The organism is Buttiauxella sp. 3AFRM03, assembly GCF_003675305.1.
GTDB classification, from domain to species: domain Bacteria; phylum Pseudomonadota; class Gammaproteobacteria; order Enterobacterales; family Enterobacteriaceae; genus Buttiauxella; species Buttiauxella ferragutiae.
In genome coordinates, this window is the sequence record NZ_CP033076.1 from 3,173,406 (window position 1) to 3,198,380 (window position 24,975).

The 24,975-nt window shown below is 52.1% G+C and carries 23 protein-coding genes; 17 read left to right on the plus strand and 6 right to left on the minus strand.

Translation table 11 applies throughout. The features are described 5' to 3' along the window. The first annotated feature begins 112 nt into the window (after positions 1 to 112). On the plus strand, positions 113 to 1,216 hold the full coding sequence (locus D8682_RS16200) for a branched-chain amino acid ABC transporter substrate-binding protein (RefSeq protein ID WP_064542333.1): 1,104 nt from the start codon (positions 113 to 115) through the stop codon (positions 1,214 to 1,216). 106 nt (positions 1,217 to 1,322) lie between these two features. Here D8682_RS16200 and D8682_RS16205 read toward each other — a convergent pair whose 3' ends face one another. Together D8682_RS16205 and panM are read right to left on the minus strand one after the other, a co-directional pair. Beyond that, positions 1,323 to 2,309: an IS110 family transposase gene (locus D8682_RS16205; protein ID WP_121813607.1), complete on the minus strand. Its 987-nt coding sequence runs from the start codon at positions 2,307 to 2,309 to the stop codon at positions 1,323 to 1,325. Positions 2,310 to 2,554: 245 nt separating this feature from the next. After that, positions 2,555 to 2,935, minus strand: coding sequence for an aspartate 1-decarboxylase autocleavage activator PanM (panM, locus tag D8682_RS16210; RefSeq protein WP_121814690.1), 381 nt, complete (start codon positions 2,933 to 2,935; stop codon positions 2,555 to 2,557). A 419-nt stretch (positions 2,936 to 3,354) separates the two neighbouring features. Between panM and livK the strand changes: the two genes are divergently transcribed. From livK to ugpQ, 10 genes are all read left to right on the plus strand, one after another. Continuing rightward, a complete protein-coding gene (gene livK / locus D8682_RS16215) occupies positions 3,355 to 4,464 on the plus strand; it encodes a high-affinity branched-chain amino acid ABC transporter substrate-binding protein LivK (RefSeq protein ID WP_121814691.1) in 1,110 nt (369 codons plus the stop codon). A 72-nt stretch (positions 4,465 to 4,536) separates the two neighbouring features. Then, positions 4,537 to 5,463, plus strand: a complete 927-nt coding sequence (gene livH / locus D8682_RS16220; protein WP_121814692.1) for a high-affinity branched-chain amino acid ABC transporter permease LivH — start codon at positions 4,537 to 4,539, stop codon at positions 5,461 to 5,463. Further along, on the plus strand, positions 5,460 to 6,746 hold the full coding sequence (locus D8682_RS16225) for a high-affinity branched-chain amino acid ABC transporter permease LivM (RefSeq protein WP_064542345.1): 1,287 nt from the start codon (positions 5,460 to 5,462) through the stop codon (positions 6,744 to 6,746). Before livH ends, D8682_RS16225 begins: the two co-directional genes overlap by 4 nt. After that, positions 6,743 to 7,510, plus strand: a complete 768-nt coding sequence (gene livG, locus D8682_RS16230) for a high-affinity branched-chain amino acid ABC transporter ATP-binding protein LivG (RefSeq protein ID WP_121814693.1) — start codon at positions 6,743 to 6,745, stop codon at positions 7,508 to 7,510. The genes D8682_RS16225 and livG overlap by 4 nt, the downstream gene beginning before the upstream one ends. Positions 7,511 to 7,527: 17 nt before the next feature. Beyond that, the gene (gene livF / locus D8682_RS16235) at positions 7,528 to 8,241 is read left to right on the plus strand and encodes a high-affinity branched-chain amino acid ABC transporter ATP-binding protein LivF (RefSeq protein ID WP_064542553.1); all 714 of its coding nucleotides are present in this window, start codon (positions 7,528 to 7,530) and stop codon (positions 8,239 to 8,241) included. Positions 8,242 to 8,439: 198 nt separating this feature from the next. Continuing rightward, the gene (ugpB, locus tag D8682_RS16240) at positions 8,440 to 9,759 is read left to right on the plus strand and encodes a sn-glycerol-3-phosphate ABC transporter substrate-binding protein UgpB (RefSeq protein ID WP_064542351.1); all 1,320 of its coding nucleotides are present in this window, start codon (positions 8,440 to 8,442) and stop codon (positions 9,757 to 9,759) included. A 107-nt stretch (positions 9,760 to 9,866) separates the two neighbouring features. After that, the gene (gene ugpA / locus D8682_RS16245) at positions 9,867 to 10,754 is read left to right on the plus strand and encodes a sn-glycerol-3-phosphate ABC transporter permease UgpA (RefSeq protein ID WP_121814694.1); all 888 of its coding nucleotides are present in this window, start codon (positions 9,867 to 9,869) and stop codon (positions 10,752 to 10,754) included. Beyond that, complete coding sequence (ugpE, locus tag D8682_RS16250; RefSeq protein WP_064542356.1) at positions 10,751 to 11,596, plus strand: sn-glycerol-3-phosphate ABC transporter permease UgpE; 846 nt, start codon at positions 10,751 to 10,753, stop codon at positions 11,594 to 11,596. The genes ugpA and ugpE overlap by 4 nt, the downstream gene beginning before the upstream one ends. 3 nt (positions 11,597 to 11,599) lie before the next feature. Further along, entirely contained in the window at positions 11,600 to 12,670 is a 1,071-nt protein-coding gene (locus tag D8682_RS16255; RefSeq protein ID WP_121814695.1) for a sn-glycerol-3-phosphate import ATP-binding protein UgpC, read from the plus strand. Beyond that, positions 12,667 to 13,407: a glycerophosphodiester phosphodiesterase gene (gene ugpQ / locus D8682_RS16260; RefSeq protein ID WP_064542362.1), complete on the plus strand. Its 741-nt coding sequence runs from the start codon at positions 12,667 to 12,669 to the stop codon at positions 13,405 to 13,407. The genes D8682_RS16255 and ugpQ overlap by 4 nt, the downstream gene beginning before the upstream one ends. 94 nt (positions 13,408 to 13,501) lie before the next feature. On the opposite strand, the gene D8682_RS16265 is transcribed toward ugpQ, so the two are convergent. Next, positions 13,502 to 13,906, minus strand: a complete 405-nt coding sequence (locus D8682_RS16265; RefSeq protein ID WP_064542365.1) for a DUF2756 family protein — start codon at positions 13,904 to 13,906, stop codon at positions 13,502 to 13,504. A 141-nt stretch (positions 13,907 to 14,047) separates the two neighbouring features. Here D8682_RS16265 and ggt point away from each other — a divergent pair, with 141 nt between their 5' ends. Further along, positions 14,048 to 15,814 carry a gamma-glutamyltransferase gene (gene ggt / locus D8682_RS16270; protein WP_121814696.1) on the plus strand — a complete coding sequence of 589 codons (1,767 nt, stop codon included), beginning with the start codon at positions 14,048 to 14,050 and terminating at the stop codon, positions 15,812 to 15,814. A gap of 90 nt (positions 15,815 to 15,904) precedes the next feature. Here the strand turns inward: ggt and yhhY are convergent, their stop codons facing one another. Further along, positions 15,905 to 16,402, minus strand: a complete 498-nt coding sequence (gene yhhY / locus D8682_RS16275; protein ID WP_064542371.1) for an N-acetyltransferase — start codon at positions 16,400 to 16,402, stop codon at positions 15,905 to 15,907. Between the two features lie 502 nt (positions 16,403 to 16,904). Here yhhY and D8682_RS16280 point away from each other — a divergent pair. The 5 genes from D8682_RS16280 (at position 16,905) to gntU (ending at position 21,881) form a co-directional block, all read left to right on the plus strand. Next, positions 16,905 to 17,942, plus strand: coding sequence for an oxidoreductase (locus D8682_RS16280; RefSeq protein WP_121814697.1), 1,038 nt, complete (start codon positions 16,905 to 16,907; stop codon positions 17,940 to 17,942). A gap of 123 nt (positions 17,943 to 18,065) precedes the next feature. Continuing rightward, positions 18,066 to 18,761: a pirin family protein gene (locus D8682_RS16285; protein WP_064542376.1), complete on the plus strand. Its 696-nt coding sequence runs from the start codon at positions 18,066 to 18,068 to the stop codon at positions 18,759 to 18,761. Between the two features lie 105 nt (positions 18,762 to 18,866). Continuing rightward, complete coding sequence (gene gntR / locus D8682_RS16290) at positions 18,867 to 19,862, plus strand: gluconate operon transcriptional repressor GntR (protein WP_064542379.1); 996 nt, start codon at positions 18,867 to 18,869, stop codon at positions 19,860 to 19,862. A gap of 148 nt (positions 19,863 to 20,010) precedes the next feature. Further along, a complete protein-coding gene (gene gntK / locus D8682_RS16295; protein WP_064542383.1) occupies positions 20,011 to 20,544 on the plus strand; it encodes a gluconokinase in 534 nt (177 codons plus the stop codon). Then, positions 20,541 to 21,881, plus strand: coding sequence for a gluconate transporter (gene gntU, locus D8682_RS16300; protein WP_121814698.1), 1,341 nt, complete (start codon positions 20,541 to 20,543; stop codon positions 21,879 to 21,881). The genes gntK and gntU overlap by 4 nt, the downstream gene beginning before the upstream one ends. 46 nt (positions 21,882 to 21,927) lie before the next feature. Here the strand turns inward: gntU and xylB are convergent, their stop codons facing one another. Continuing rightward, on the minus strand, positions 21,928 to 23,382 hold the full coding sequence (xylB, locus tag D8682_RS16305; protein WP_121814699.1) for a xylulokinase: 1,455 nt from the start codon (positions 23,380 to 23,382) through the stop codon (positions 21,928 to 21,930). 96 nt (positions 23,383 to 23,478) lie between these two features. Further along, entirely contained in the window at positions 23,479 to 24,801 is a 1,323-nt protein-coding gene (gene xylA / locus D8682_RS16310; RefSeq protein WP_064542392.1) for a xylose isomerase, read from the minus strand. Positions 24,802 to 24,975 lie beyond the last annotated feature (174 nt).

Genomic DNA, 24,975 nt, shown 5'->3' on the forward strand with positions numbered 1-24,975 from the left:
TGTTTTTAACTCTGAGTGCGGCGAAGGCACACGCGGTATTCGTCAATCAAAAATAAAACCGTGCCAAAACAACACAACAAATACCAATCACAACAAAAATGGGGATCTCAGGATGAAAATGAAGGGCAAAGCGTTATTGGCTGGTTGTATTGCACTTGCGATGAGCAACGCGGCATTTGCGAAGGATATCAAAGTAGCGGTAGTTGGGGCGATGTCTGGCCCGGTTGCACAATATGGCGACCAGGAATTTACCGGTGCAGAACAAGCGGTTGCAGATATTAATGCCAAAGGCGGCATCAAAGGCGACAAACTGGTTATCACCAAATACGACGACGCTTGTGACCCGAAACAAGCGGTAGCGGTCGCCAACAAAGTGGTTAACGATGGCATCAAATACGTTATCGGCCACCTGTGTTCTTCTTCCACTCAGCCTGCGTCTGACATCTACGAGGACGAAGGCATTCTGATGATTACCCCGGCGGCAACAGCACCTGAGCTGACTGCGCGTGGTTACAAACTGACAATGCGTACTACCGGCCTGGATTCTGATCAGGGCCCAACGGCGGCAAAATACATTCTTGATCACGTAAAACCGAAAAACATCGCGATCATTCATGACAAACAACAGTACGGCGAAGGCCTGGCTCGCTCTGTTCAGGACAACCTGAAAAAAGGCGGCGCAAACGTAGTGTTCTTTGACGGTATCACTGCCGGCGAGAAAGACTTCTCCACGCTGGTAGCGCGTCTGAAGAAAGAAAGCATCGACTTCGTGTATTACGGTGGTTACCACCCAGAAATGGGCCAGATCCTGCGTCAGTCTCGCGCAGCAGGCCTGAAAACTCAGTTCATGGGTCCAGAAGGTGTGGCAAACGTTTCTCTGTCTAACATCGCCGGCGAATCTGCTGAAGGCTTGTTAGTCACCAAACCTAAGAACTACGACCAGGTTCCTGCGAACAAACCAGTTGTGGATGCCATCAAAGCGAAGAAACAAGACCCAAGTGGCGCATTCGTCTGGACAACCTACGCAGCGCTGCAATCTCTGGCTGCGGGCCTGAACAAGTCAGAAGATCCGGCTGAAATCGCTACTTATCTGAAAGGTGCGTCTGTGGAAACCGTAATGGGTCCATTGAGCTGGGATGCGAAAGGGGATTTGAAAGGTTTTGAGTTTGGCGTGTTTACCTGGCATGCCAACGGGACTGCGACTGACGCTAAGTAAGTTTTACAATACCCGCTCTTGTAGAGCGGGTATTTTGGTGGATGACGCTGGCGCTGGCGCTTATCCACCCTACAGGGCACGGTTTTCGTAGCTACCGTCTTGGACGTCAAGCGGTAGCTGCATAATTTTCATCCCATGGTAATCGGGTTTTCAGTACGCCGAAGCACATATGTACCAGCTTACGCATCACTGCACCCAGCGCCGCTTTTTTCGCCTTACCTTTCGCTACCAGCCTTTCATATATCGCCTTCGCGGGTTTATTCCACCGGATTGCACTCAGGGCTGCTACATACAGTTTGGCTCTGACTATTGAGGGGCCTGTTTTTGACATATGTGCCCGCCCGCGTACCGAACTGCCGGACACTCTCTCCACCGGTGTTATTCCCAGATACGCTGCCACCTGCGAGGCACTTTTGAACGTCCCGTCTTTCAGTAGTGCCAGCATCTCCCGTCCCACCTGCTCCTTCACACATTTTATCGATTTCAGCAGCTCCAGATCGGCCTTCAGTCCCGGGTCGTTATCTGTGTGGTCAGTAATGAGCTTTTCTATCCGTTCCAGTTCATCACTCAGCCAGCCGTGTGTCCGCTCCAGTGAGCCTATGACCTCCCGTGGTGTCGAGGTTGAATGCGCTTTTTCAAGCCGGTTGGCCGTCCTCTGCACATCCTCTTTCAGCGCGTCGCGCTGACGCAACAACGCCCTGAGTTTACGGACTTCAACTGACGGTGGGACCCAGGCATCGGGATGCTTCAGCTCGCCATAACAGGCCAGCACAAATGCGTCCACTGTGTCATTTTTCGTGAGGATATCCATTCCGCAGGCAAACTCACGGACACGGTATGGATTGGCCATGCAGACAGAAATCCCCGCATCATGAAGCCCATACGCCAGATTCTCATGGTAGATACCCGTGGCTTCCATCACGACTGTCATATTATCAGAGGCGCATTTTTGGGCCTCCAGCCAGTCGATGATTTTGCGGGCCACACAGGGTTCATTGGTGAAGACTTTCTGCTTTTTCTTACCCTTAATACCGGCAACAAGCAGACAGACATCTATTTTATTTTTGCTGATATCAGCACCGAGAAAAGCCATATTTCATCTCCTTCCACGTGAACCAACACGCCATTCCAGCCTTGTACATGCGAAGTCAGAGCTTCTGGTTACCGTTCGGATTTTGAGTGGCGTGAAAGGTGAAACGGAGGGCTTAAGCTACGTCGGAAGATCGAGGTCTTCAGGTCGGATACAAGCTTCCTCCGTTTCATGTAACCGGTAGCTAACCAGCTACCGGTTCAAGATACAAGGTCGGATAAGCGCCAGCGTCATCCGACGCATTCATCTCATTTCCCCCAACCACCACTTTGCTCCGCAAACCCTACCGCCCGCATAAACGCCGTCATAACATCACGCTCTTCCACACCAACGTCACTCATCCACCATCTGGTGATGTCTGGGTTATCGCGAATCACCTCTTCGACTAAATACTGCCCAACGCCACGACGACGGGTAATTTCACGTACCCGCAGCGAATCTAAAGCGCCTTCGGCACCCGCAAGTGTGACGCGTACCGCGCCTAATAGCCGATCGTTAAATTTTGCCGCGTAAATACGGTGGGCGTCACTAAGAGCCAGTGAGGCGCTGGAATATTCCGGCCAGATCTTTGCAAGATCAATCTTATCCTGAGCACTACACTCAAACAGACGAATGATGGTGAGTTTCATAAGCGAGCTAACCAAAAAGCGGGAAAACCCCGAGTGTAACCAATTTATTTGCGTCAGACGCTTTATCTTTTATCTGCCATATACCAGACGATTAATTTTTGCCTCAAACGTATGCCAGTTTGATAAGTGGTGGATTGAAAAATGGCCAGTATAAAACCCTAAAACCTAGTGTTTTATTCCGCTCTTTGTATCGCTATTTTATGCTGAAAAAGGTGCTTTTTTTTGTTTAACTATCATCAAATACAGAATAATATCTTTGCTTAATAGCCTGAAAAATAGAGAGTTTAGCCTTAAATATTGTAAATATTAACGCTAAGCCCTTAACGACACTCATAAAAATGGCTAAAGGTTGAAAAGTGAACAGCATGCTTTTTGACCATAATAAAACCACAAAATCACGATAAATGGGGATTCAAAGAATGAAAGTAAACGCGAAGACATTACTCGCCGGGTTTGTTGCTTTGGCGGTGTCTCACGCGGCAGCGGCAGCAGACATTAAGGTTGCGGTTGTTGGTGCTATGTCAGGGCCGGTTGCGCAGTGGGGCGACATGGAATTCAACGGTGCTCGCCAGGCAATCAAAGACATCAACGCTAAAGGCGGCATCAAAGGCGACAAACTTGTTGCGGTTGAATACGATGATGCTTGTGACCCGAAACAAGCCGTTGCGGTTGCCAACAAAATCGTCAACGACGGTGTGCGTTACGTTATCGGCCACCTCTGCTCCTCTTCTACTCAGCCAGCGTCTGATATCTACGAAGACGAAGGCATTCTGATGATTACCCCTGGTGCGACTAACCCAGAGCTGACAAGCCGCGGCTACAAAATGATTATGCGTACCGCTGGCCTGGATTCTTCTCAGGGCCCAACCGCCTCTAAATACATTCTTGAAACCGTGAAGCCAAAGCGCATCGCCATCATTCATGACAAACAGCAGTACGGCGAAGGCCTGGCGCGCTCTGTACAAGATGGCCTGAAAAAAGGCGGCGCGGACATCGTCTTCTTCGACGGGATCACCGCGGGCGACAAAGATTTCTCCACGCTGGTTGCGCGTCTGCAAAAAGAAAACATCGACTTCGTTTACTACGGCGGTTACTACCCGGAAATGGGGCAGATCCTGCGTCAGGCGCGTGCTGTTGGCCTGAAAACCCAGTTTATGGGACCAGAAGGTGTGGGTAACGCATCGCTGTCCAACATCGCGGGTGCGGCGGGTGAAGGGATGTTAGTCACCATGCCAAAACGCTATGACCAGGACCCGGCGAACAAAGTTATCGTTGATGAACTGAAAGCTGAGAAGAAAGATCCAAGCGGCCCGTATGTGTGGATCACCTACGCTGCGGTGCAATCTCTGGCGACCTCGCTTGAGCGTACTGGTAGTGAAGAACCTGCTGATTTAATTAAAGACTTAAAAGAAAACGGTGCGAAAACCGTGATTGGGCCGCTGAACTGGGATGAGAAAGGCGATCTGAAGGGATTTGAATTTGGTGTCTTCCAGTGGCATGCCGACGGTTCGTCCTCTGTGGCGAAGTAACGGCTGATAATTCTGGGTCATCCCTCCTCTCCGGCGGCTATGCGCTGGAGGGGAAATAAATAAGGTTATTGTATGTCCGAGCAGTTCCTCTACTTCCTGCAGCAGATGTTTAACGGCGTCACGCTGGGCAGCACTTATGCGTTGATTGCCATCGGTTACACCATGGTTTACGGCATTATCGGCATGATCAACTTCGCCCACGGCGAGGTGTATATGATTGGCAGCTATGTCTCGTTCATGATCATCGCAGCGCTGATGATGCTGGGCATTGATGTGGGCTGGATGCTGGTCGGCGCCGGTTTCATTGGCGCGATTGTTATTGCCAGTGCTTACGGCTGGAGCATCGAACGTGTCGCGTATAAACCGGTGCGTAACTCTAAGCGACTGATTGCACTGATCTCTGCTATCGGGATGTCGATCTTCCTGCAAAACTACGTCAGCCTCACTGAAGGTTCACGCGATATCGCACTGCCAAGCCTGTTTAACGGCCAGTGGGTGGTGGGTGCCAGCGAAAACTTCACTGCAACCATTACCACCATGCAGCTGGTTATTTGGGTCGTGACGTTCATCGCGATGCTGGCACTGACGCTGTTTATTCGCTATTCCCGCATGGGCCGTGCCTGCCGTGCGTGTGCAGAAGATTTGAAAATGGCGAGCCTGCTCGGTATCAACACCGACCGCGTTATCTCCCTGACCTTCGTGATTGGCGCTGCTATGGCGGCGGTAGCGGGCGTTCTGCTCGGCCAATTCTACGGCGTTATCAACCCATACATCGGCTTTATGGCCGGGATGAAAGCCTTCACCGCAGCGGTTCTTGGTGGTATCGGCAGTATTCCTGGCGCGATGATTGGTGGCCTGATTTTAGGTGTTGCAGAAGCGCTGACCTCGGCGTATCTGAGCACCGAATATAAAGATGTTGTCTCCTTTGCACTGCTCATCGTGGTTCTGTTGGTGATGCCAACCGGTATCCTGGGCCGTCCGGAGGTAGAAAAAGTATGAAACCGATGCATGTTGTTCTTGCGCTGCTTTCGGCGGCGATATTTTTCGTGCTGGCGGGCGTCTTTATGGGCGTTCAGCTGAGTCTCGATGGGACTAAACTTGTCGTTCACAGTGCGGAAACGGTGCGCTGGGAGTGGGTTCTGATTGGTACGGCGATTGTCTTCGTCTTCCAGTTGCTGCGCCCTGCATTCCAGAAAGGCATGAAAAAAGTCTCCGGACCGAAGTTTGTGCTGCCTGCGTTAGACGGTTCTACGCCGAAGCAAAAACTGTTCCTGTTGGCGCTGCTGGTGCTCGCGGTTGCGTGGCCGTTTGTGGTTTCACGCGGCACGGTCGACATCGCCACGCTGACCATGATTTATATCATTCTCGGCCTGGGCCTGAACGTGGTGGTGGGGTTGTCCGGCTTGCTGGTTCTGGGCTATGGCGGTTTTTATGCCATCGGCGCTTATACCTTCGCGTTGCTCAACCATTATTACGGCTTAGGGTTCTGGACGTGCTTGCCAATCGCGGGCCTGGTGTCTGCGGCGGCGGGTTTCCTGCTCGGCTTCCCGGTGCTGCGTTTACGCGGTGACTACCTGGCGATTGTGACGCTCGGCTTTGGTGAAATCGTCCGTATTTTACTGCTTAACAACACCGAAATTACTGGTGGGCCGAACGGTATCAGCCAGATCCCAAAACCAACGTTGTTTGGTCTGGAATTCAGCCGTAGCGCGCGTGAAGGGGGTTGGGATACCTTTAGCAACTTCTTCAACGTTGCGTATAACCCCGGTGACCGCATTATCTTCCTGTACCTCGTTGCGTTGCTATTAGTGGTGTTGTCGCTGTTTGTGATTAACCGCTTGCTGCGTATGCCGCTCGGCCGCGCATGGGAAGCGTTGCGTGAAGATGAAATCGCTTGCCGTTCGCTGGGTCTGAACCCGACGCGCATCAAGCTGACCGCCTTTACCATCAGCGCCGCGTTCGCAGGCTTTGCCGGTACGCTGTTTGCGGCCCGTCAGGGCTTTGTGAGCCCGGAATCCTTCACCTTTGCCGAATCTGCATTCGTGCTGGCGATCGTCGTGCTAGGCGGTATGGGCTCGCAATTTGCCGTTATCCTCGCCGCAGTCCTGTTGGTGGTGTCACGCGAACTGATGCGTGATCTCAACGAATACAGCATGCTGGTGCTCGGTGGCCTGATGGTGCTGATGATGATCTGGCGTCCACAAGGCTTGCTGCCAATGTCACGCCCTCAGTTGAAGCTTAAAAAAGAGCAAGTGGAACAAGTGAAAGGAGAGCAGGCATGAGTCAGCCATTGTTATCCGTAAACGGCTTGATGATGCGTTTTGGCGGCCTGCTCGCCGTAAACAATGTTTCTCTGGAACTGCATCCACAAGAAATTGTTTCGTTAATCGGCCCGAACGGTGCCGGTAAAACCACGGTATTTAACTGCCTGACCGGTTTTTACAAGCCATCAGGCGGTACGATTCTGTTGCGCGACCAGCACCTTGAAGGTCTGCCTGGCCAACAAATCGCGCGGATGGGTGTGGTGCGTACTTTCCAACACGTGCGTCTGTTCCGTGAAATGACCGTGATTGAAAACTTGCTGGTGGCTCAACATCAGCAACTGAAAACCGGCGTGTTTGCTGGTTTACTGAAAACACCTGCTTTCCGCCGCTCACAAAGCGAAGCGCTGGATCGTGCAGCCATCTGGCTTGACCGTATCGGTCTGCTTGAGCAGGCCAACCGCCAGGCAAGCAACCTTGCGTATGGCGATCAGCGTCGCCTGGAGATTGCGCGTTGTATGGTGACGCAACCAGAAATCCTGATGCTCGATGAACCCGCCGCAGGCCTTAACCCGAAAGAAACCCACGAACTCGACGAGTTAATCATGGAGTTACGTAACCACCACAACACCACCGTGCTGTTAATCGAGCACGACATGAAACTGGTGATGGGCATTTCTGACAGGATTTACGTGGTAAACCAGGGGACGCCGCTTGCGAACGGCACACCGGAACAAATCCGGAATAACCCTGACGTAATCCGCGCGTATCTGGGTGAAGCATAAGAATGGGTGAGGCAAAGATGGAAAATATCATGTTGTCATTTAACCAGGTGAGCGCCCATTACGGAAAAATCCAGGCGCTTCACGGGGTCAGTCTGCATATTAAACAGGGCGAAATCGTCACTCTGATTGGTGCGAACGGTGCGGGCAAAACCACGCTGTTGGGTACACTGTGCGGTGACCCGCGCGCATCCAGCGGCAAGATTACCTTTGATGGCAAAGACATCACCGACTGGCACACCGCTCGCATCATGCGTGAAGCGGTGGCGATTGTGCCGGAAGGCCGCCGTGTGTTTTCACGTATGACGGTGGAAGAAAACCTGGCGATGGGCGGCTTCTTCGCGGAACGCGACCAGTATCATGAACGCATCCAACGCGTATACGAACTGTTCCCGCGCCTGCTGGAACGCCGTATTCAACGTGCGGGAACCATGTCCGGCGGTGAACAGCAAATGCTGGCGATTGGCCGTGCGCTGATGAGCCAACCGCGCTTACTGCTGCTGGACGAGCCGTCGCTTGGCCTCGCGCCAATCATCATTCAGCAGATTTTCGATACCATCGAGCAGCTGCGCAGCGAAGGCATGACCATCTTCCTCGTCGAGCAGAACGCCAACCAGGCGCTGAAACTCGCTGACCGTGGCTACGTGCTGGAAAACGGCCACGTGGTACTGGAAGACACCGGCGACGCGCTGCTGGCTAACGAAGCGGTGCGTAGCGCCTACCTCGGCGGCTAAATTATCGCTTAATCAACAAGGAGCCGTTTGGCTCCTTTTTTATGACAATACTCCGATCACCACTTTCCTTTCACCTCACTGTAACAATTCTGTCACCCCACGGTTATTTTTCTGTCATTCGCGCATGTCATGTTTTGATGCGAACAAAAACGCGTATTTTCGCGCAGTGACCTAATGACAACCTCCAGGGATATACACATGACTGCATCGTTACGACTCACAACACTTTGCCTTGCGCTTGGATGCGTACTTAGCAGCAGCGCTATCGCCGCCACCTCCATTCCGTTCTGGCATTCAATGGAAGGTGAACTGGGCAAAGAAGTCGATTCACTGGCTCAACGCTTCAACCAGACGCACCCTGATTACAAAATTGTCCCGGTGTATAAAGGTAATTACGAACAAAACCTGGCGGCAGGGATTGCGGCTTTCCGTTCGGGCAATGCGCCAGCCATTTTGCAGGTTTATGAAGTGGGTACGGCGACCATGATGGCCTCGAAAGCCATCAAGCCGGTATATGAAGTTTTTAGCGATGCAGGCATTAAGTTCGACGAATCTCAGTTTGTGCCAACGGTTTCCGGTTACTACACCGATTCAAAAACCGGGCGTCTGCTCTCCCAACCATTTAACAGCTCCACGCCAGTTCTGTATTACAACAAAGACGCCTTTAAGAAAGCTGGCCTGAACCCGGATCAGCCGCCAAAAACCTGGCAAGACCTGGCCGAGTACACCGCCAAACTTAAAGCGGCAGGCATGAAATGCGGTTATGCCAGTGGCTGGCAAGGCTGGATTCAAATCGAAAACTTCAGCGCCTGGAACGGCCTGCCGGTTGCCACCAAAAACAACGGTTTTGATGGCACCGATGCGGTTCTGGAATTCAACAAACCCGAGCAAGTGAAACACATTGCGATGCTGGAAGAGCTGAACAAGAAGGGCGATTTCAGCTACTTTGGCCGCAAAGATGAATCTACCGAAAAGTTCTACAGCGGGGATTGCGCCATCACCACCGCGTCTTCTGGCTCGCTGGCTGATATCCGTCAATACGCCAAATTCAACTACGGCGTGGGCATGATGCCTTATGACTCTACTATTCCGAACGCGCCGCAAAACGCCATTATCGGCGGGGCAAGTTTGTGGGTGATGCAGGGTAAAGACCCCGCGACTTACAAAGGTGTTGCCGAGTTTATGCAGTTCCTCACTCAACCAGAAATTGCGGCTGAATGGCACCAGAAAACCGGTTACTTACCTATCACTAAAGCTGCTTACGACCTGACGCGTGAACAAGGCTTTTACGAGAAAAACCCAGGTGCTGATATCGCCACGCGCCAGATGCTGAACAAGCCGCCATTGCCGTTCACTAAAGGCTTGCGTCTGGGCAACATGCCGCAGATTCGTGCCGTTGTGGATGAAGAGCTGGAATCGGTATGGACCGGCAAGAAAACCCCTCAGCAAGCATTAGATAGCGCGGTTGAGCGTGGTAATCAGTTGCTGCGCCGTTTCGAGCAATCGACTAAGTCTTAAGTTTTTCAGTGTCGGATGACGCTTCGCTTATCCGACCTACGAATGGCTGTTTGTAGGTCGGGTAAGGCAAAGCCGTCACCCGACATTGTTCAGGAAAAGAATTACTTATGTCATCTTCTCGTCCGGTGTTCCGTTCCGGCTGGTTGCCGTATGCGCTAGTGCTGCCGCAACTGCTTATCACCATTATCTTTTTTATTTGGCCTGCGGGCGAAGCGTTGTGGTATTCACTGCAAAATGTCGATCCGTTTGGACTTTCAAGCACGTTTGTTGGCCTGGAAAATTTCAAACAACTCTTCCATGACAGCTACTATCTCGACTCTTTCTATACCACCTTAATTTTCAGTGGATTAGTCGCTGGTAGCGGTTTGCTGGTGTCGCTGTTTTTCGCCGCGCTCACGGATTACGTCATTCGTGGCAGCCGAATTTACCAAACGTTAATGCTGCTGCCGTATGCGGTGGCTCCGGCGATTGCTGCCGTACTGTGGATTTTCCTGTTTAACCCCGGGCGCGGCCTGCTAACTCACGTGCTTGAGCAGTTTGGTTACCACTGGAACCACGCACAAAACAGCGGCCAGGCGATGTTCCTTGTGGTGTTTGCCTCGGTGTGGAAGCAAATCAGCTACAACTTCCTGTTCTTCTTTGCGGCGTTACAGTCGATTCCGCGTTCGTTGATTGAAGCTGCTTCTATTGACGGGGCAGGCCCGGTACGGCGCTTCTTCAAGCTGTCGTTACCGCTGATTGCGCCGGTGAGTTTCTTCCTGCTGGTGGTTAATCTGGTGTACGCCTTTTTCGATACCTTTCCGGTTATCGACGCCGCGACCGGCGGTGGACCAGTACAAGCGACGACCACGCTTATCTACAAAATTTATCGCGAAGGTTTTGCCGGACTCGATCTTTCCGCGTCGGCGGCGCAATCCGTGGTGTTGATGTTCTTAGTCATCATCCTGACCGTGATTCAGTTCCGCTTCGTGGAACGTAAGGTGCGCTACCAATGATTGAGAACCGCCGCGGGCTGACGATTTTCAGCCACACGATGCTGATTCTGGGCATTATCGTGATTTTGTTCCCACTGTATGTCGCGTTTGTCGCGGCGACACTGGATAACGAAGCCGTCTTCCAGACGCCGATGACGCTGATTCCAGGCACGCATCTGCTGGAAAACATGTCTTATATCTGGACGCACGGCGTCGGTGCCAACAGTGCGCCGTTCGGCCTGATGCTGCTAAACAGTTTTGTCATGGCGATGGTCATCACCATTGGCAAAATCACTGTCTCAATGCTTTCAGCCTTTGCGATTGTCTGGTTCCGCTTCCCGTTCCGTAACCTGTTCTTCTGGATGATTTTTATCACCCTGATGCTGCCGGTTGAAGTGCGTATTTTCCCGACGGTAGAAGTTATCGCAAACCTCAAAATGCTCGACAGCTACACCGGCCTGACGCTGCCGTTAATGGCTTCGGCAACCGCTACTTTTTTGTTCCGCCAGTTCTTTATGACGCTTCCCGACGAGTTAATGGAAGCGGCACGTATCGACGGCGCATCGCCGATGCGCTTCTTCCGTGACATCGTTTTGCCGCTCTCAAAAACTAATCTCGCAGCACTCTTTGTCATCACCTTTATCTACGGCTGGAACCAGTATCTCTGGCCGCTGCTGATTATTAGCGACGTCAACCTTGGCACCGCCGTGGCGGGTATTAAAGGCATGATGTCTTCCGGTGAAGGCTCCACCCAGTGGAACCAGGTGATGGCGGCGATGCTGCTGACGCTGATTCCGCCGGTAATTATCGTTTTAGCCATGCAACGAGCGTTCGTGCGTGGCCTTGTTGATAGTGAGAAGTAACCCATGGCAGGACTAAAACTACAGGCAGTGAGCAAAAGTTGGGACAACAAAACTCAGGTCATTGAGCCGCTGACGCTGGATGTCGCAGACGGTGAATTTATCGTGATGGTGGGGCCGTCGGGCTGCGGTAAATCGACGCTGCTGCGCATGGTTGCCGGGCTTGAGCGCGTCACCAGCGGCGATATTTGGATTGACCGCCAGCGCGTCACCGAAATGGAACCGAAAGAGCGTGGCATCGCGATGGTGTTCCAGAACTACGCGCTTTATCCGCATATGAGTGTGGAAGAAAACATGGCGTGGGGGCTGAAAATCCGCGGTATGGGCAAAGCGCATATTCAGCAGAAAGTGGTGGAAGCGGCGCGTATTCTTGAACTCGATGGCTTGTTGAAACGCCGCCCACGCGAACTTTCCGGCGGCCAACGCCAGCGTGTGGCAATGGGGCGCGCCATTGTGCGCGACCCGGCGGTTTTCCTCTTCGATGAACCGTTATCCAACCTGGATGCCAAACTGCGCGTACAAATGCGCCTCGAACTACAACAGCTGCACCGCCGCCTGAAAACTACCAGTTTGTACGTGACGCACGACCAGGTCGAAGCGATGACGCTGGCGCAGCGCGTGATGGTGATGAACAAAGGCGTCGCCGAACAAATCGGCACGCCTGTTGAAGTCTACGAACGCCCGGCCAGCCGCTTTGTGGCGAGTTTTATCGGCTCGCCCGCCATGAACCTGCTGGAAGGTAAAATCAGTGCTGACGGCACGCGTTTTGAGCTGGCAAGCGGCATGGCGTTGCCATTAGGCAATGCGCCGAATGGGCTTCAGGGGCTTGCGGTGACGCTGGGTATCCGCCCGGAACATATTGCGCTAAGCTCACAATCCGCAGGCGGCGTGCCCTTTTTGGTGGATACGCTGGAGATGCTCGGCGCTGATAATTTGGTGCACGGGCGCTGGGGCGAGCAAAAAATGGTGGTGCGCCTGACGCATCAGGAACGCCCACAACCCGGTAGTACGCTGTGGCTACATCTGCCTGAAAATCATCTACATTTCTTTGCTAAAGATAATGGACAACGTTTATGAGCAACTGGCCATACCCGAAAGTCGCGGCCCATCGTGGCGGTGGCAAACTGGCACCGGAAAATACGCTGGCAGCGATTGATGTCGGTGCGCGTTACGGGCACACCATGATTGAGTTCGACGCCAAGCTTTCACAGGATGGGCACATTTTCCTGCTGCATGACGACACTCTGGAACGCACCAGTAACGGCTGGGGCATCGCGGGCGATTTACCCTGGGATAAACTGCTGAATGTCGATGCCGGAAGTTGGTATAGCGGTGAGTTTAAAGGCGAACCATTGCCGCTGCTTTCTCAAGTTGCCGCGCGGTGTAAGCAACATGGCATGATGGCGAATATTGAAATCAAACCGACCACCGGTACTGATGCGCTAACCGGAAAAACGATCGCGCTGGCAGCACTTGAATTATGGCAAGGGCAAACCGCGCCATTGCTGTCTTCGTTTTCTATCGAAGCGCTGGAAGCCGCACAATTTGCCGTGCCTGAATTACCGCGTGGGTTGTTACTCGACGAATGGCGCGATGACTGGCGTGAACTGACCGCCCGTCTGGGTTGTGTTGCCATTCACTTGAATCATAAATTGCTCGATGAAGCGCGTGTGCAGGAGCTGAAAGCGGCGGGATTACATATTCTGGTTTATACGGTGAATAATCCCCAACGAGCAGCTACGCTGCTGCGCTGGGGTGTGGATATCATCTGTACCGACTGTATCGACCAAATTGGTGCAGATTTTACGTACTAAATGCCAGGTCCATGTCGGATGACGCAAGCTTATCCGACCTACGGTAAGGGGGGGTAAGCGTGAGCGTCATCCACCATTTTCCTTACGTCGGGGCTTAATGAGTCCCAGGATTCAACATGCTGCCATTGGTCGTCGGTTGCAGCATATGCTGTTGCCCGCTGCTGGTCGCGCTACTGTTTAACATGCCACCATTGGTATTTGGCAACACTTGTTGTGTCCCGACATCCAGCTCATTCGCAGGCGTTGTTGTCGATTTAAAGACGCCCTGCGAATTGTTATTTATCTGCGATTCCAGATGCTGTTGCTGCACGCGGGTTTGCGTTTGTAACTGCTGATTTAACATCCCTTTTTGTTGTATCTGCTGGGTTTGCATTTGTTGCTGCATCCGTTGCTGACTCGGGATCTGATAACCCTGTTGATTGGGATTATTCAGGGTATTAATCGGCTGTGCCAAACAGGTCAATGGCAGCAAAGCTGCCAGCATAAGTATTTTTTTCATCGTCACTTCCTCCATTTGGGGGATCTACTAAGTTTAATCGTTTTCTGACACTACGATGATTATTTAGGATTTTTAGCCAGGCGGGTTTCCAATTTTGGGCCAGGCTTATCGTGGGATTCCCCAAACATGGAGAACATAACGATGAAGCAGTGGAAAAATATTCGTCTGGAAATTCTGCGTTGGATGACCATTCCTGCGCTAATGATAGGACTGTGCCTTTCTGTTAGTGCCGCACCGCCTCCGGTTGCGGCTCCTGTATCTTACGGCGTCGAAGCCGATGTCTTCCATCCAGTACGTGCTGAAAATGGCATGGTTGCCTCGCAGGATTCGCTGGCCACACAAGTCGGTGTCGAGATTCTCAAGCAGGGCGGGAATGCGGTCGATGCCGCTGTTGCAGTCGGTTTTGCGCTGGCGGTAACCCACCCGCAGGCGGGGAACATCGGCGGCGGTGGCTTTATGATGCTGCGCACCAAAGATGGTAAAACCACCGCCATTGATTTCCGTGAAATGGCACCAGAAAAAGCATCGCGTGACATGTTCCTCGATGCGCAAGGCAATGCAGACAGCAAAAAATCTCTTACCTCACATCTTGCATCAGGCACGCCTGGCACCGTGGCGGGCTTCGCTCTGGCGCTGGAAAAATACGGCACACTGCCGCTGAACAAAGTTATCCAGCCTGCAATCAAACTGGCACAGGACGGTTTCACGGTGAACGATGCACTGGCTGAAGACCTGAAAGTTTATGGTGCAGAAGTTCTCCCGAATCATCCAAACAGCAAAGCTATTTTCTGGAAGGCTGACGGCGAACCGCTGCAAAAGGGCGATAAACTGGTGCAAACCAACCTCGCCAAAAGCCTGGAAATGATTGCTGAAAATGGCCCGGAGGCGTTCTATAAAGGCGCAATTGCTGACCAGATTGCCGAAGAAATGGCAAAGAATGGTGGGTTGATTAGCAAGGTTGATCTGGCGAATTACAAAGCCGTAGAACGTGCGCCGATTAGCGGTGATTACCGTGGCTACCAGATTTTCTCCATGCCACCACCGTCTTCAGGCGGCATCCACATTGTGGAAATCCTCAATATTCTGGAAAACTTCGATCTCGCCAAATACGGTTTTGGTAGCGCTGATGCGATGCAATTAACGGCTGAAGCGGAAAAATATGCCTATGCCGATCGTTCGGAATATCTCGGCGACCCTGACTTTGTGAAAGTACCGTGGCAGGCGCTGACCAACAAAGCCTACGCCAAATCGCTGGCTGAGCAGATAGACATCAACAAAGCACGTCCATCGAGCGAAATTAAACCCGGCAAACTCGCGCCATATGAAAGCAACCAGACCACGCATTTCTCGGTGGTGGATAAAGACGGCAACGCTGTAGCGGTGACTTATACGCTCAATACCGTGTTCGGTACGGGCATTGTGGCAGGTAACACCGGCATCCTGATGAACAACCAAATGGATGATTTCTCTGCAAAACCTGGTGTGCCGAATGTCTACGGGCTGGTGGGTGGCGATGCCAACGCCGTTGGGCCACATAAACGCCCGCTGTCGTCGATGTCGCCGACAATCGTGGTGAAAGATGGCAAAACCTGGCTGGTAACCGGCAGCCCTGGCGGTAGCCGTATCATCACCACTGTGCTGCAAATGGTGATGAACACCATCGATTACGGAATGAACGTTGCCGAAGCCACCAACGCGCCGCGCTTCCATCACCAGTGGCTGCCTGATGAGCTACGAGTCGAAAAAGGTTTTAGCCCGGATACAGTCAAATTGCTGAAAGATAAAGGGCAGAACGTGAAGGTGAAAGAAGCGATGGGCAGTACGCAGAGCATTATGGTAGGGCCAGATGGTGCGTTATACGGTGCTTCTGACCCGCGTTCGGTGGATGATTTGACTGCCGGATATTAAGTTTGCCCCTCACCCCGGCCCTCTCCCAAAGGAGAGGGAGAAAGCCGTCGAGTCCCCTCTCCTGAGGGAGAGGGTTAGGGTGAGGGCGATTTATTCAGGCTTACATCGCGCCATAAAATACGCATCCACATACTGCCCGTCACGCAGCGCGAAATTTTTGCCTGTGCCTTCTATCTCAAAGCCGAATTTACGATAGACCGCCAGGGCAGGTGCGTTATCAACAAACACCGTCAACTCGATACGCTCGACGCGCAGCCAGTTATCACACAGGTCTGTCATTGCTGCCATCAACGCGCTGGCGACGCCTCTGCCATGAAAATTGCTGTCCACGCCTATGCCAAAGTTTGCGACGTGGCTGCGGCGCGGTGAGGGTTCTATCGCAAGCGTCAGTTGACCAACCACTTTTCTATCAATACATGCGACCAGATTACGGCTGCCAGGTTTTGGTTCCTTCAACCGTTCCAGCCACTGCGCTTGCGGAGAATGAGGAATATGTAGCGTGTCGCGTTGCGGCGCCGGTTGAGAGTAAAGTTGATGCAGAGCTTCCGCATCACCGATTTCAGCGTGGCGTATCACGATCTCACTCATTCCTTTTCTCCTCAAATAGTTAAGTAACCTCTTAAACATCAGTGACTTTTTAGTTTTCGTCAACTGCTAAGTTTTTCTAAAAATTAGTAGACAAGTGCGAATGATAATGATTATTATTGCCATGCGTTCAGGGGAGACCCCTACGGAGATAACCTGAAAGCACGACATTGCTCACATTGCTTCCAGTATTACTTTAGCCAGCCTTGAGCTGGCTTTTTTTTATTCTTTTTTCAGCCTGGCTTACTTGCCATTTTGTCCCCGAGCTGTGCTCGAAATCCTCACGTACTTTAAGTACGCTCCGGTTTCTGCGCGCAGGTCGTGAACAAACTGGCTGCGCCGCCGACGGCTGATCCATGAACAGTTCCAACTAATTTGGGCAAAGCTGTCACTTTGTCTTTTCGTAGGGCGGATAAGCGCAGCGTCATCCGCCAAAAAACACGGTGCCAAAAAACCAAAGAATGAAGTAGGGTAATTGCAATTTAAAGTCAAAAAGGACGAAGCAATGACCCTACACTGCGCTTTTATAGGTTTTGGCAAAAGCACTACCCGCTACCACCTGCCTTACGTTCTGGTTCGCAAAGATAAACTTCACGTCGCGCATATTTTCCGTCGCCATGAAAAACCAGAAATTGAGCAGCAACCGCAATACAGCCACATCCATTTCACCAGCCAGCTTGATGACATTCTCAACGACCCGCAGGTCAAACTGGTGGTGGTATGTACTCATCAGGACAGCCATTTCGAATACGCAAAACGCGCGCTGGAAGCGGGCAAAAATGTGCTGGTGGAAAAGCCTTTCACCCCGACACTGGCTGAAGCTAAACAACTGTTTGAACTGGCTAAAGCGAAAGGACTGACCGTCACGCCTTATCAGAATCGCCGTTTTGATTCCTGTTTCCTGACGATGAAAAAAGCCATCGAAAGTGGCAAGTTGGGCAAAATTGTTGAAATAGAAAGCCACTTTGATATGTATCGCCCGGAAGCGGCAACCGCACCAGGCACCTTTGCAGATGGTGCTTTCTACGGCCTTGGCGTGCACACCATGGACCAGATCATCTCAATTTTTGGCCGCCCGGAACGCGTCGCTTACGATATTCGTAGCGTGCGCAATAAGGCTAATCCAGACGATACCTTTGAAGCACAGCTGTTTTACGGTGACCTGAAAGCTATTGTTAAAACCAGCCACCTGGTGAAAATCGACTATCCGAAATTCCAGGTTCACGGCACCAAAGGCTCGTACCTTAAATACGGTATCGACCAGCAAGAAACCAGCCTCAAGGCTTACATCATGCCCGGTGAGCCGGGCTTTGCAGCAGACAGCAGCGTCGGCGTGCTTGAATACGTCAACGACGCGGGTGAAACCGTGCGCGAAGAGATTAAACCGGAGCAGGGCGACTATGGCCGCGTGTACGACGCGCTGTATGAAACCATCGTTAACGGCAAACCTAATTACGTCAGAGAAATTGAAGCACTGACCAACCTCGAGATCCTTGAGCGCGGTTTCGAACAGCCTTCTCCTTCTGTCGTGCCCCTCGCTTAGCTCCGCTCTGACGCCTCTGACTCGTTCACTTTTTTTGAACAGAGGCGTCAATTTTCACCCTCTATGATCATTTCCGATTCGGGTCCACACTTAGCCCATCAAACGAATTGAGGAGAAACAAAGATGATCTTTTTAAGAAAAGCTGAAGAACGTGGTCACGCCAATCATGGTTGGTTGGATAGCTGGCACACCTTCTCATTCGCTAACTATTACGATGCCAATTTCATGGGTTTCTCGGCATTACGTGTGATTAACGAAGACGTCGTGGAAGCCGGTGAAGGCTTTGGGACTCACCCACACAAAGACATGGAAATCCTGACCTATGTACTGGAAGGTGCGGTTGCGCATCGCGACAGCATGGGTAACGAAGAACAGGTTCCAGCGGGGGAATTCCAGATTATGAGTGCCGGTACCGGGATTACTCACTCGGAGTACAACCCAAGCAAAACCGAGCGCCTGCGTCTGTACCAAATCTGGATCATCCCGGATAAAACAGGCATCACGCCGCGTTACGATCAGCGTCGTTTTGATGCACCACAGGGCCGCCAACTGGTGCTGTCTCCAGATGCTCGTGACGGTTCCCTGAAGGTGAATCAAGATATGGAATTGTCGCGTTGGGCATTGGCTAAAGACGAACAATCTGTCTACCAGATTCCGGCAGATCGCCGCATTTGGCTGCAGGTTGTCAAAGGTGATGTGTCTATCAACGGGACTCAGGCAAAAACCAGTGATGCTATTGCTGTGTGGGATGAACAAGCGATTTCGATTCATGCCAATGAAGCAAGTGAAGTCCTGCTGTTTGATTTACCACCAGTCTAATAAATACTGATAGTTACCGGTCACAACCTTCCTCAAAACAGGGGGAAGGTTGTGCTTTGTCCGTGCTAAACTTCGTTGTCGATAGTCAACCAGTACAGCAGGATAATGAAAAAGAAAAGACCGGTATTACAGGACGTTGCAGACCGCGTAGGGGTGACCAAAATGACGGTCAGCCGATTTTTACGTAACCCTGACCAGGTTTCCGCGACGTTACAGGTAAAAATTGCTGCCGTACTTGATGAACTTGGCTACATTCCCAACCGCGCACCAGACATCCTTTCTAATTCCACAAGCCGCGCTATCGGCGTGTTATTACCCTCGCTGACCAACCAGGTTTTTGCAGAAGTGCTGCGTGGCATTGAAAACGTGGTTGATGCTTACGGCTACCAGACTATGCTCGCTCACTACGGCTATAAGCCTGAGCTGGAAGAAGAGCGTCTGGAATCAATGCTTTCCTGGAATATCGACGGCTTGATCCTCACCGAACGCACCCATACCCCGCGCACCCTAAAAATGATTGAAGTGGCAGGTATTCCGGTAGTGGAACTGATGGACAGCATTTCACCGTGTCTCGACATCGCCGTGGGGTTTGATAACTTCGAAGCCGCACGCCAAATGACTGCCGCGATAATTGCCCGTGGTCACCGTCACGTTGCGTATCTTGGCGCACGCCTTGATGAACGTACCGTGATCAAGAAAAAAGGCTACGAGCAAGCGATGCTGGACGCCGGTCTGGTGCCGTACAGCGTGATGGTTGAACAATCCTCTTCTTACTCCACTGGTATCGAATTGTTCCGCCAGGCGCGTCGTGAATATCCGCAGCTCGACAGTATCTTCTGTACTAACGATGACTTAGCTATTGGCGCGGCATTTGAATGCCAACGCCAGGGGCTGAGCATTCCAAAAGATATGGCGATTGCCGGTTTCCACGGCCACGATATTGGTCAGGTTATGGAACCCCGTCTTGCCAGTGTGTTAACGCCGCGCGAACGTATGGGGCGCATTGGTGCTGAGCGTTTACTGGCGAGAATTCGCGGTGAAGCGGTGACGCCACAAATGCTCGATTTGGGCTTTACGCTTTCCCCTGGTGGTTCAATTTAGCGCCATAATTTTTGATATAGTTCACACTTATTCACTTTTTAAGCGAATGGTTATTGCTTATTGCGAACGCTCTACTGACAATGTTACCGATAACAGTTACCCGTAACAATTTCTTATGACAAATTGTTGCGCCAGTCGGAGCTACGCGATGAGCACTACCAACCACGACCACCATATCTACGTCCTGATGGGCGTTTCTGGCAGCGGTAAATCTGCTGTTGCAAGCGAAGTTGCACACCAACTCAAAGCGGCGTTCCTGGACGGCGACTTCCTGCATCCACGCTGCAATATCACGAAAATGGCTTCCGGTGAGCCGCTTAACGATGAAGATCGCAAGCCGTGGCTACAAGCATTAAACGATGCAGCTTTCGCTATGCAGCGCACCAACAAAGTCTCCTTGATCGTTTGCTCTGCGTTGAAAAAAGTCTATCGCGACCAATTACGTGAAGGTAACCCGAATCTCTCTTTCATCTACATGAAAGGTGATTTTGAAGTGATTGAAAACCGCCTGAAAGCACGCAAAGGCCACTTCTTCAAAACGCAGATGCTGGTGACTCAGTTTGAAACGCTGCAAGAGCCGAAGGCGGATGAGCCGGATGTTCTGGTGGTAAATATCGACCAGTCACTGGAAAACGTGGTGGCGAGCACCATTGAGGTCATTAATAAAGGCAGTGCGCAGTGAGTACATTAACGCTTGTTTTAACAGCAGTTGGCTCGGTTTTGCTGCTGCTGTTTTTAGTGATGAAGGCGCGAATGCACGCCTTCGTTGCTTTGATGGTGGTTTCAATTGGGGCAGGGATATTTTCCGGGATGCCGCTCGATAAAATCGCGGCAACCATGGAAAAAGGGATGGGCGGAACGCTTGGCTTTCTGGCTATCGTCGTCGCGCTCGGCGCGATGTTTGGCAAGATTCTTCATGAAACCGGCGCGGTAGACCAGATTGCGGTCAAAATGCTGAAGTCTTTTGGTCACAGTCGCGCGCACTATGCGATTGGCCTGGCTGGCCTGATTTGTGCGCTGCCGCTATTCTTCGAAGTCGCTATTGTATTGCTGATAAGCGTAGCCTTTTCCATGGCGCGCCACACCGGCACTAACCTTGTTAAACTGGTTATTCCTTTGTTTGCGGGCGTTGCAGCCGCTGCGGCATTTCTGCTGCCTGGGCCTGCGCCAATGCTGCTCGCCTCCCAAATGCACGCCGATTTTGGCTGGATGATTCTGCTGGGTCTGTGCGCGGCGATTCCAAGTATGATTATTGCCGGGCCGCTGTTTGGTAACTTCATCAGCAAATACGTCGAACTGCATATTCCTGACGACATCACTGAACCGCACCTGGGCGAAGGCAAACTGCCATCGTTCGGTTTCAGTCTTTCGCTGATCCTGCTGCCGCTGGTGTTAGTTGGCATGAAAACTATCGCTGCGCGTTTCGTCGAGCAGGGTTCCAGCTTGTACCAGTGGCTGGAATTTATCGGCCATCCGTTCACGGCGATTCTGGTTGCTTGCCTGGTGGCGATTTACGGTCTGGCGTACCGCCAGGGTATGGCGAAAGAGAAGGTCATGGAAATCTGTGGTCACGCGCTGCAACCTGCGGGAATCATCCTGCTGGTTATCGGTGCGGGCGGCGTGTTCAAACAAGTGCTGGTGGATTCAGGTGTTGGCCCGGCATTGGGCGAAGCGTTGACTGGCCTGGGCTTGCCAATTGCATTGACCTGCTTCGTGCTGGCGGCAGCGGTGCGTATCATCCAGGGTTCGGCAACCGTAGCTTGTCTGACTGCAGTTGGCCTGGTGATGCCGGTTATCGAACAGCTCAACTACAGCGGCGCACAAATGGCAGCATTGTCGATTTGTATTGCTGGGGGTTCTATCGTCGTCAGCCACGTTAACGATGCCGGTTTCTGGCTTTTCGGTAAATTTACCGGCGCGACAGAAGGGCAAACCCTGAAAACCTGGACCATGATGGAAACCATTCTTGGTACCACTGGTGCAGTTGTCGGGATGATTGCGTTTACGCTGTTGTCTTAAGTATGTGATTTAACGCTCTGGTAAATCCAGAGCGTTATGTTTTGTGTCACGACATCAGCGGTAACAACTGCTGATAAATCTGGTTAAACACTTTTCTACGTGCCTGATATTGCTCATGTCGGGCCATGTCTGGTTTGTGCTGTTGCTCAAGCGGTAACTGCGGAAGCAGCGCTTGCAGCGGTTTATCTGGCGACATGGCGATTTGCGCCAGCCGTGCTGCACCCAGCGCTGGGCCGACATCTCCACCGGTGCGATAATCCAGCGTTTGCCCACTGATATCTGCCAGCATTTGCCGCCAGTACGGGCTGCGCGCCCCACCGCCAATCAGTGTGACACTTTGCGGTGTGACTCCGCAGGAATGCACCACGTCCATACCATCCGCCAGCGCATAACCCACGCCTTCTAACACGGCGCGGGCCAGTTCGGCTGGCCCATGCTGATGGGTCAGGCCAAAGAAAACGCCTTTTGCCTGTGGATTATTGTGCGGCGTACGCTCGCCAGACAGATACGGTAAAAACCAGATCTCACCAGCGTCTTCATCGGCTTTTTCGGCGGCTTCCAGCAGTGCCGGAACGCTCTCGATACCGGTTAATTTTGCCGCCCAATCGAGACACGATGCGGCGCTGAGCATCACTGACATGAGGTGCCAGCGATGGGGTAGAGCATGGCAGAAGCTGTGGACGGCACTTTCCGGTTTACTGAGGAATCCTTCACTTACCGCAAAGTAAACGCCAGACGTTCCCAACGATAACATAGCCTGGCCCGCATCCATCATGCCGACACCGACTGCGCCCGCGGCGTTATCGCCACCGCCTGCAACCACCGGTACGGCAGGCATATTCCACGCACGTGCGACGTCTGCTTTCAATGTGCCAGTAATCTCGCTGCCTTCGAATAAATCTGGCATTTGCTGGCGACTCAACTGGCACGCGTCGAGCATTTTATCGCTCCAGTCGCGCTTCGTGACATCCAGCCACATGGTACCTGCGGCGTCAGACATATCGCTGGCAAACACGCCGCTCATACGCAGACGCAGGTAATCTTTCGGCAGCAGGACTTTATCTATTTTCGCGAAGACTTCAGGTTCATGGCGTTTCACCCACAGCAGTTTTGGTGCGGTAAAACCTGGCATCATCAGGTTGCCGGTAATTTGGCGGGAATCGGGTACGCTTGCTTCAAGCAAGGCGCACTCTTCTGCGCTGCGACCGTCATTCCATAAAATTGCCGGGCGCAACACGTTCTGCTGGCTATCGAGCAGTGTTGCACCGTGCATCTGCCCAGCAATCCCCAACGCTTTCACATCTTTAAGAGAGTGCTGCTCGCCGAGCGCTTTCATTGCGCGGTCTGTTGCTTGCCACCAGTGCTCTGGATCTTGCTCCGACCATAACGGATGTGGACGTGACACGGTCAGCGTTTCAGTCCTTGAAGCCAGCACTTCGCCTTGCTCATCCAGCAAAATCGCTTTCACACCCGAGGTGCCGAGATCGATTCCGATGTACATATCGACTCCTTACAAACGCGCCACGTAAAACGTGGCGCGGGAATTCGTAGGGTGGATAAGCAAAGCGTCACCCACCATTTCAACTACGGTTTAAACTTATCTGTCGAACAGGTAATGATTGACCAGGTTTTCCAGTAATTCCTGATGCCCACTTTGATGCTGTGGATTCAGGTCATGCTGTTCAGCGTACTGTGCAATTTGTGAAAGCGACATTTGCCCTTTCAGAATTTGCTGACCAAGTTCACCATTCCAACCGGCATAACGTTTCGCAACGCGTTTATCCAGTTCGCCATCTTCAATCATGCGTGCGGCAATTTTCAGTGACAGCGCCATCACATCCATCGCACCAATGTGACCATAGAACAAGTCGTACTTATCGGTACTCTGACGGCGCACTTTGGCGTCAAAGTTCAGGCCGCCAGTGGTGAAACCACCTGCTTTGAGAATTTCGTACATCACCAGTGAGTTTTCTTCCACGCTGTTCGGGAACTGGTCGGTATCCCAGCCCAGTTGCGGGTCGCCACGGTTGGCATCGACGGAACCGAAGATACCCAACGCAATGGCGCTGGCAATTTCGTGATGGAATGAGTGACCGGCAAGTGTCGCGTGGTTCGCTTCAATGTTTACTTTGATCTCTTTTTCCAGACCGAACTGCTTCAGGAAACCGTAGACCGTCGCGACATCGTAATCGTATTGGTGCTTGGTTGGCTCCTGCGGTTTCGGTTCGATAAGCAACGTGCCGCGGAAACCAATTTTATGTTTGTGCTCAACCACCATCTGCAAGAAGCGGCCAATTTGCTCACGTTCCTGGCGCAAATCGGTATTGAGCAGGGATTCGTAACCTTCACGGCCACCCCAAAGCACATAGTTTTCGCCGCCCAACTGGTGAGTGGCATTCATTGCGGTGACGACTTGCGTTGCCGCCCAGGAGAATACTTCTGGATCTGGGCTGGTCGCAGCACCTGCGCCATAACGAGGATTGGTAAAGCAGTTGGCCGTACCCCACAGCAATTTCACGCCGCTTTCTTGCTGCTTTTTCGCCAGCACTTCGGTCATTTTCGCGAAGTTATTCAGGTACTCTTTCAGCGATGCGCCTTCTGGCGAAACGTCCACATCATGGAAGCAGTAATACGGGACATTCAGCTTGTGGAAGAACTCGAACGCCACATCAGCTTTTAATTTTGCCAGGCCTAATGCGTCGCCAGCTTGCTGCCACGGACGTTCAAAAGAACCGGCACCAAACATGTCGGCACCATTCCAGCAGAAGTTATGCCAGTAACAAGCGGCAAAGCGCAGGTGTTCTTCCATACGTTTACCCAGCACGATTTCATCTGGATTGTAGTGACGAAATGCCAGTGGGTTAGCGGTTTTAGGGCCTTCAAAACGTACACGTTCAAGTTGGTCGAAATAGGCTTGCATAATTGACTCCGTAATCAGGGGGAATATACCCGTCGTCCTTCAAGATGCAGGGGTGTTGGCTGCTCTCACTCACCCGAATCACTTACCTGAGTAAGCTCATCGGGATTCATTCGATTGCCGCCTTCCTGCAACTCGAATTATTTTGGGTATAGCAAGTAAGCGATTCTGTAACCA

Coding starts and splice junctions, on each gene's coding strand:
- D8682_RS16200 (WP_064542333.1), top strand. CDS start 113: ATGAAAATGAAGGGCAAAGCGTTATTGGCTGGTTGTATTGCACTTGCG.
- D8682_RS16205 (WP_121813607.1), bottom strand. CDS start 2,309: ATGGCTTTTCTCGGTGCTGATATCAGCAAAAATAAAATAGATGTCTGT.
- panM (WP_121814690.1), bottom strand. CDS start 2,935: ATGAAACTCACCATCATTCGTCTGTTTGAGTGTAGTGCTCAGGATAAG.
- livK (WP_121814691.1), top strand. CDS start 3,355: ATGAAAGTAAACGCGAAGACATTACTCGCCGGGTTTGTTGCTTTGGCG.
- livH (WP_121814692.1), top strand. CDS start 4,537: ATGTCCGAGCAGTTCCTCTACTTCCTGCAGCAGATGTTTAACGGCGTC.
- D8682_RS16225 (WP_064542345.1), top strand. CDS start 5,460: ATGAAACCGATGCATGTTGTTCTTGCGCTGCTTTCGGCGGCGATATTT.
- livG (WP_121814693.1), top strand. CDS start 6,743: ATGAGTCAGCCATTGTTATCCGTAAACGGCTTGATGATGCGTTTTGGC.
- livF (WP_064542553.1), top strand. CDS start 7,528: ATGGAAAATATCATGTTGTCATTTAACCAGGTGAGCGCCCATTACGGA.
- ugpB (WP_064542351.1), top strand. CDS start 8,440: ATGACTGCATCGTTACGACTCACAACACTTTGCCTTGCGCTTGGATGC.
- ugpA (WP_121814694.1), top strand. CDS start 9,867: ATGTCATCTTCTCGTCCGGTGTTCCGTTCCGGCTGGTTGCCGTATGCG.
- ugpE (WP_064542356.1), top strand. CDS start 10,751: ATGATTGAGAACCGCCGCGGGCTGACGATTTTCAGCCACACGATGCTG.
- D8682_RS16255 (WP_121814695.1), top strand. CDS start 11,600: ATGGCAGGACTAAAACTACAGGCAGTGAGCAAAAGTTGGGACAACAAA.
- ugpQ (WP_064542362.1), top strand. CDS start 12,667: ATGAGCAACTGGCCATACCCGAAAGTCGCGGCCCATCGTGGCGGTGGC.
- D8682_RS16265 (WP_064542365.1), bottom strand. CDS start 13,906: ATGAAAAAAATACTTATGCTGGCAGCTTTGCTGCCATTGACCTGTTTG.
- ggt (WP_121814696.1), top strand. CDS start 14,048: ATGAAGCAGTGGAAAAATATTCGTCTGGAAATTCTGCGTTGGATGACC.
- yhhY (WP_064542371.1), bottom strand. CDS start 16,402: ATGAGTGAGATCGTGATACGCCACGCTGAAATCGGTGATGCGGAAGCT.
- D8682_RS16280 (WP_121814697.1), top strand. CDS start 16,905: ATGACCCTACACTGCGCTTTTATAGGTTTTGGCAAAAGCACTACCCGC.
- D8682_RS16285 (WP_064542376.1), top strand. CDS start 18,066: ATGATCTTTTTAAGAAAAGCTGAAGAACGTGGTCACGCCAATCATGGT.
- gntR (WP_064542379.1), top strand. CDS start 18,867: ATGAAAAAGAAAAGACCGGTATTACAGGACGTTGCAGACCGCGTAGGG.
- gntK (WP_064542383.1), top strand. CDS start 20,011: ATGAGCACTACCAACCACGACCACCATATCTACGTCCTGATGGGCGTT.
- xylB (WP_121814699.1), bottom strand. CDS start 23,382: ATGTACATCGGAATCGATCTCGGCACCTCGGGTGTGAAAGCGATTTTG.
- xylA (WP_064542392.1), bottom strand. CDS start 24,801: ATGCAAGCCTATTTCGACCAACTTGAACGTGTACGTTTTGAAGGCCCT.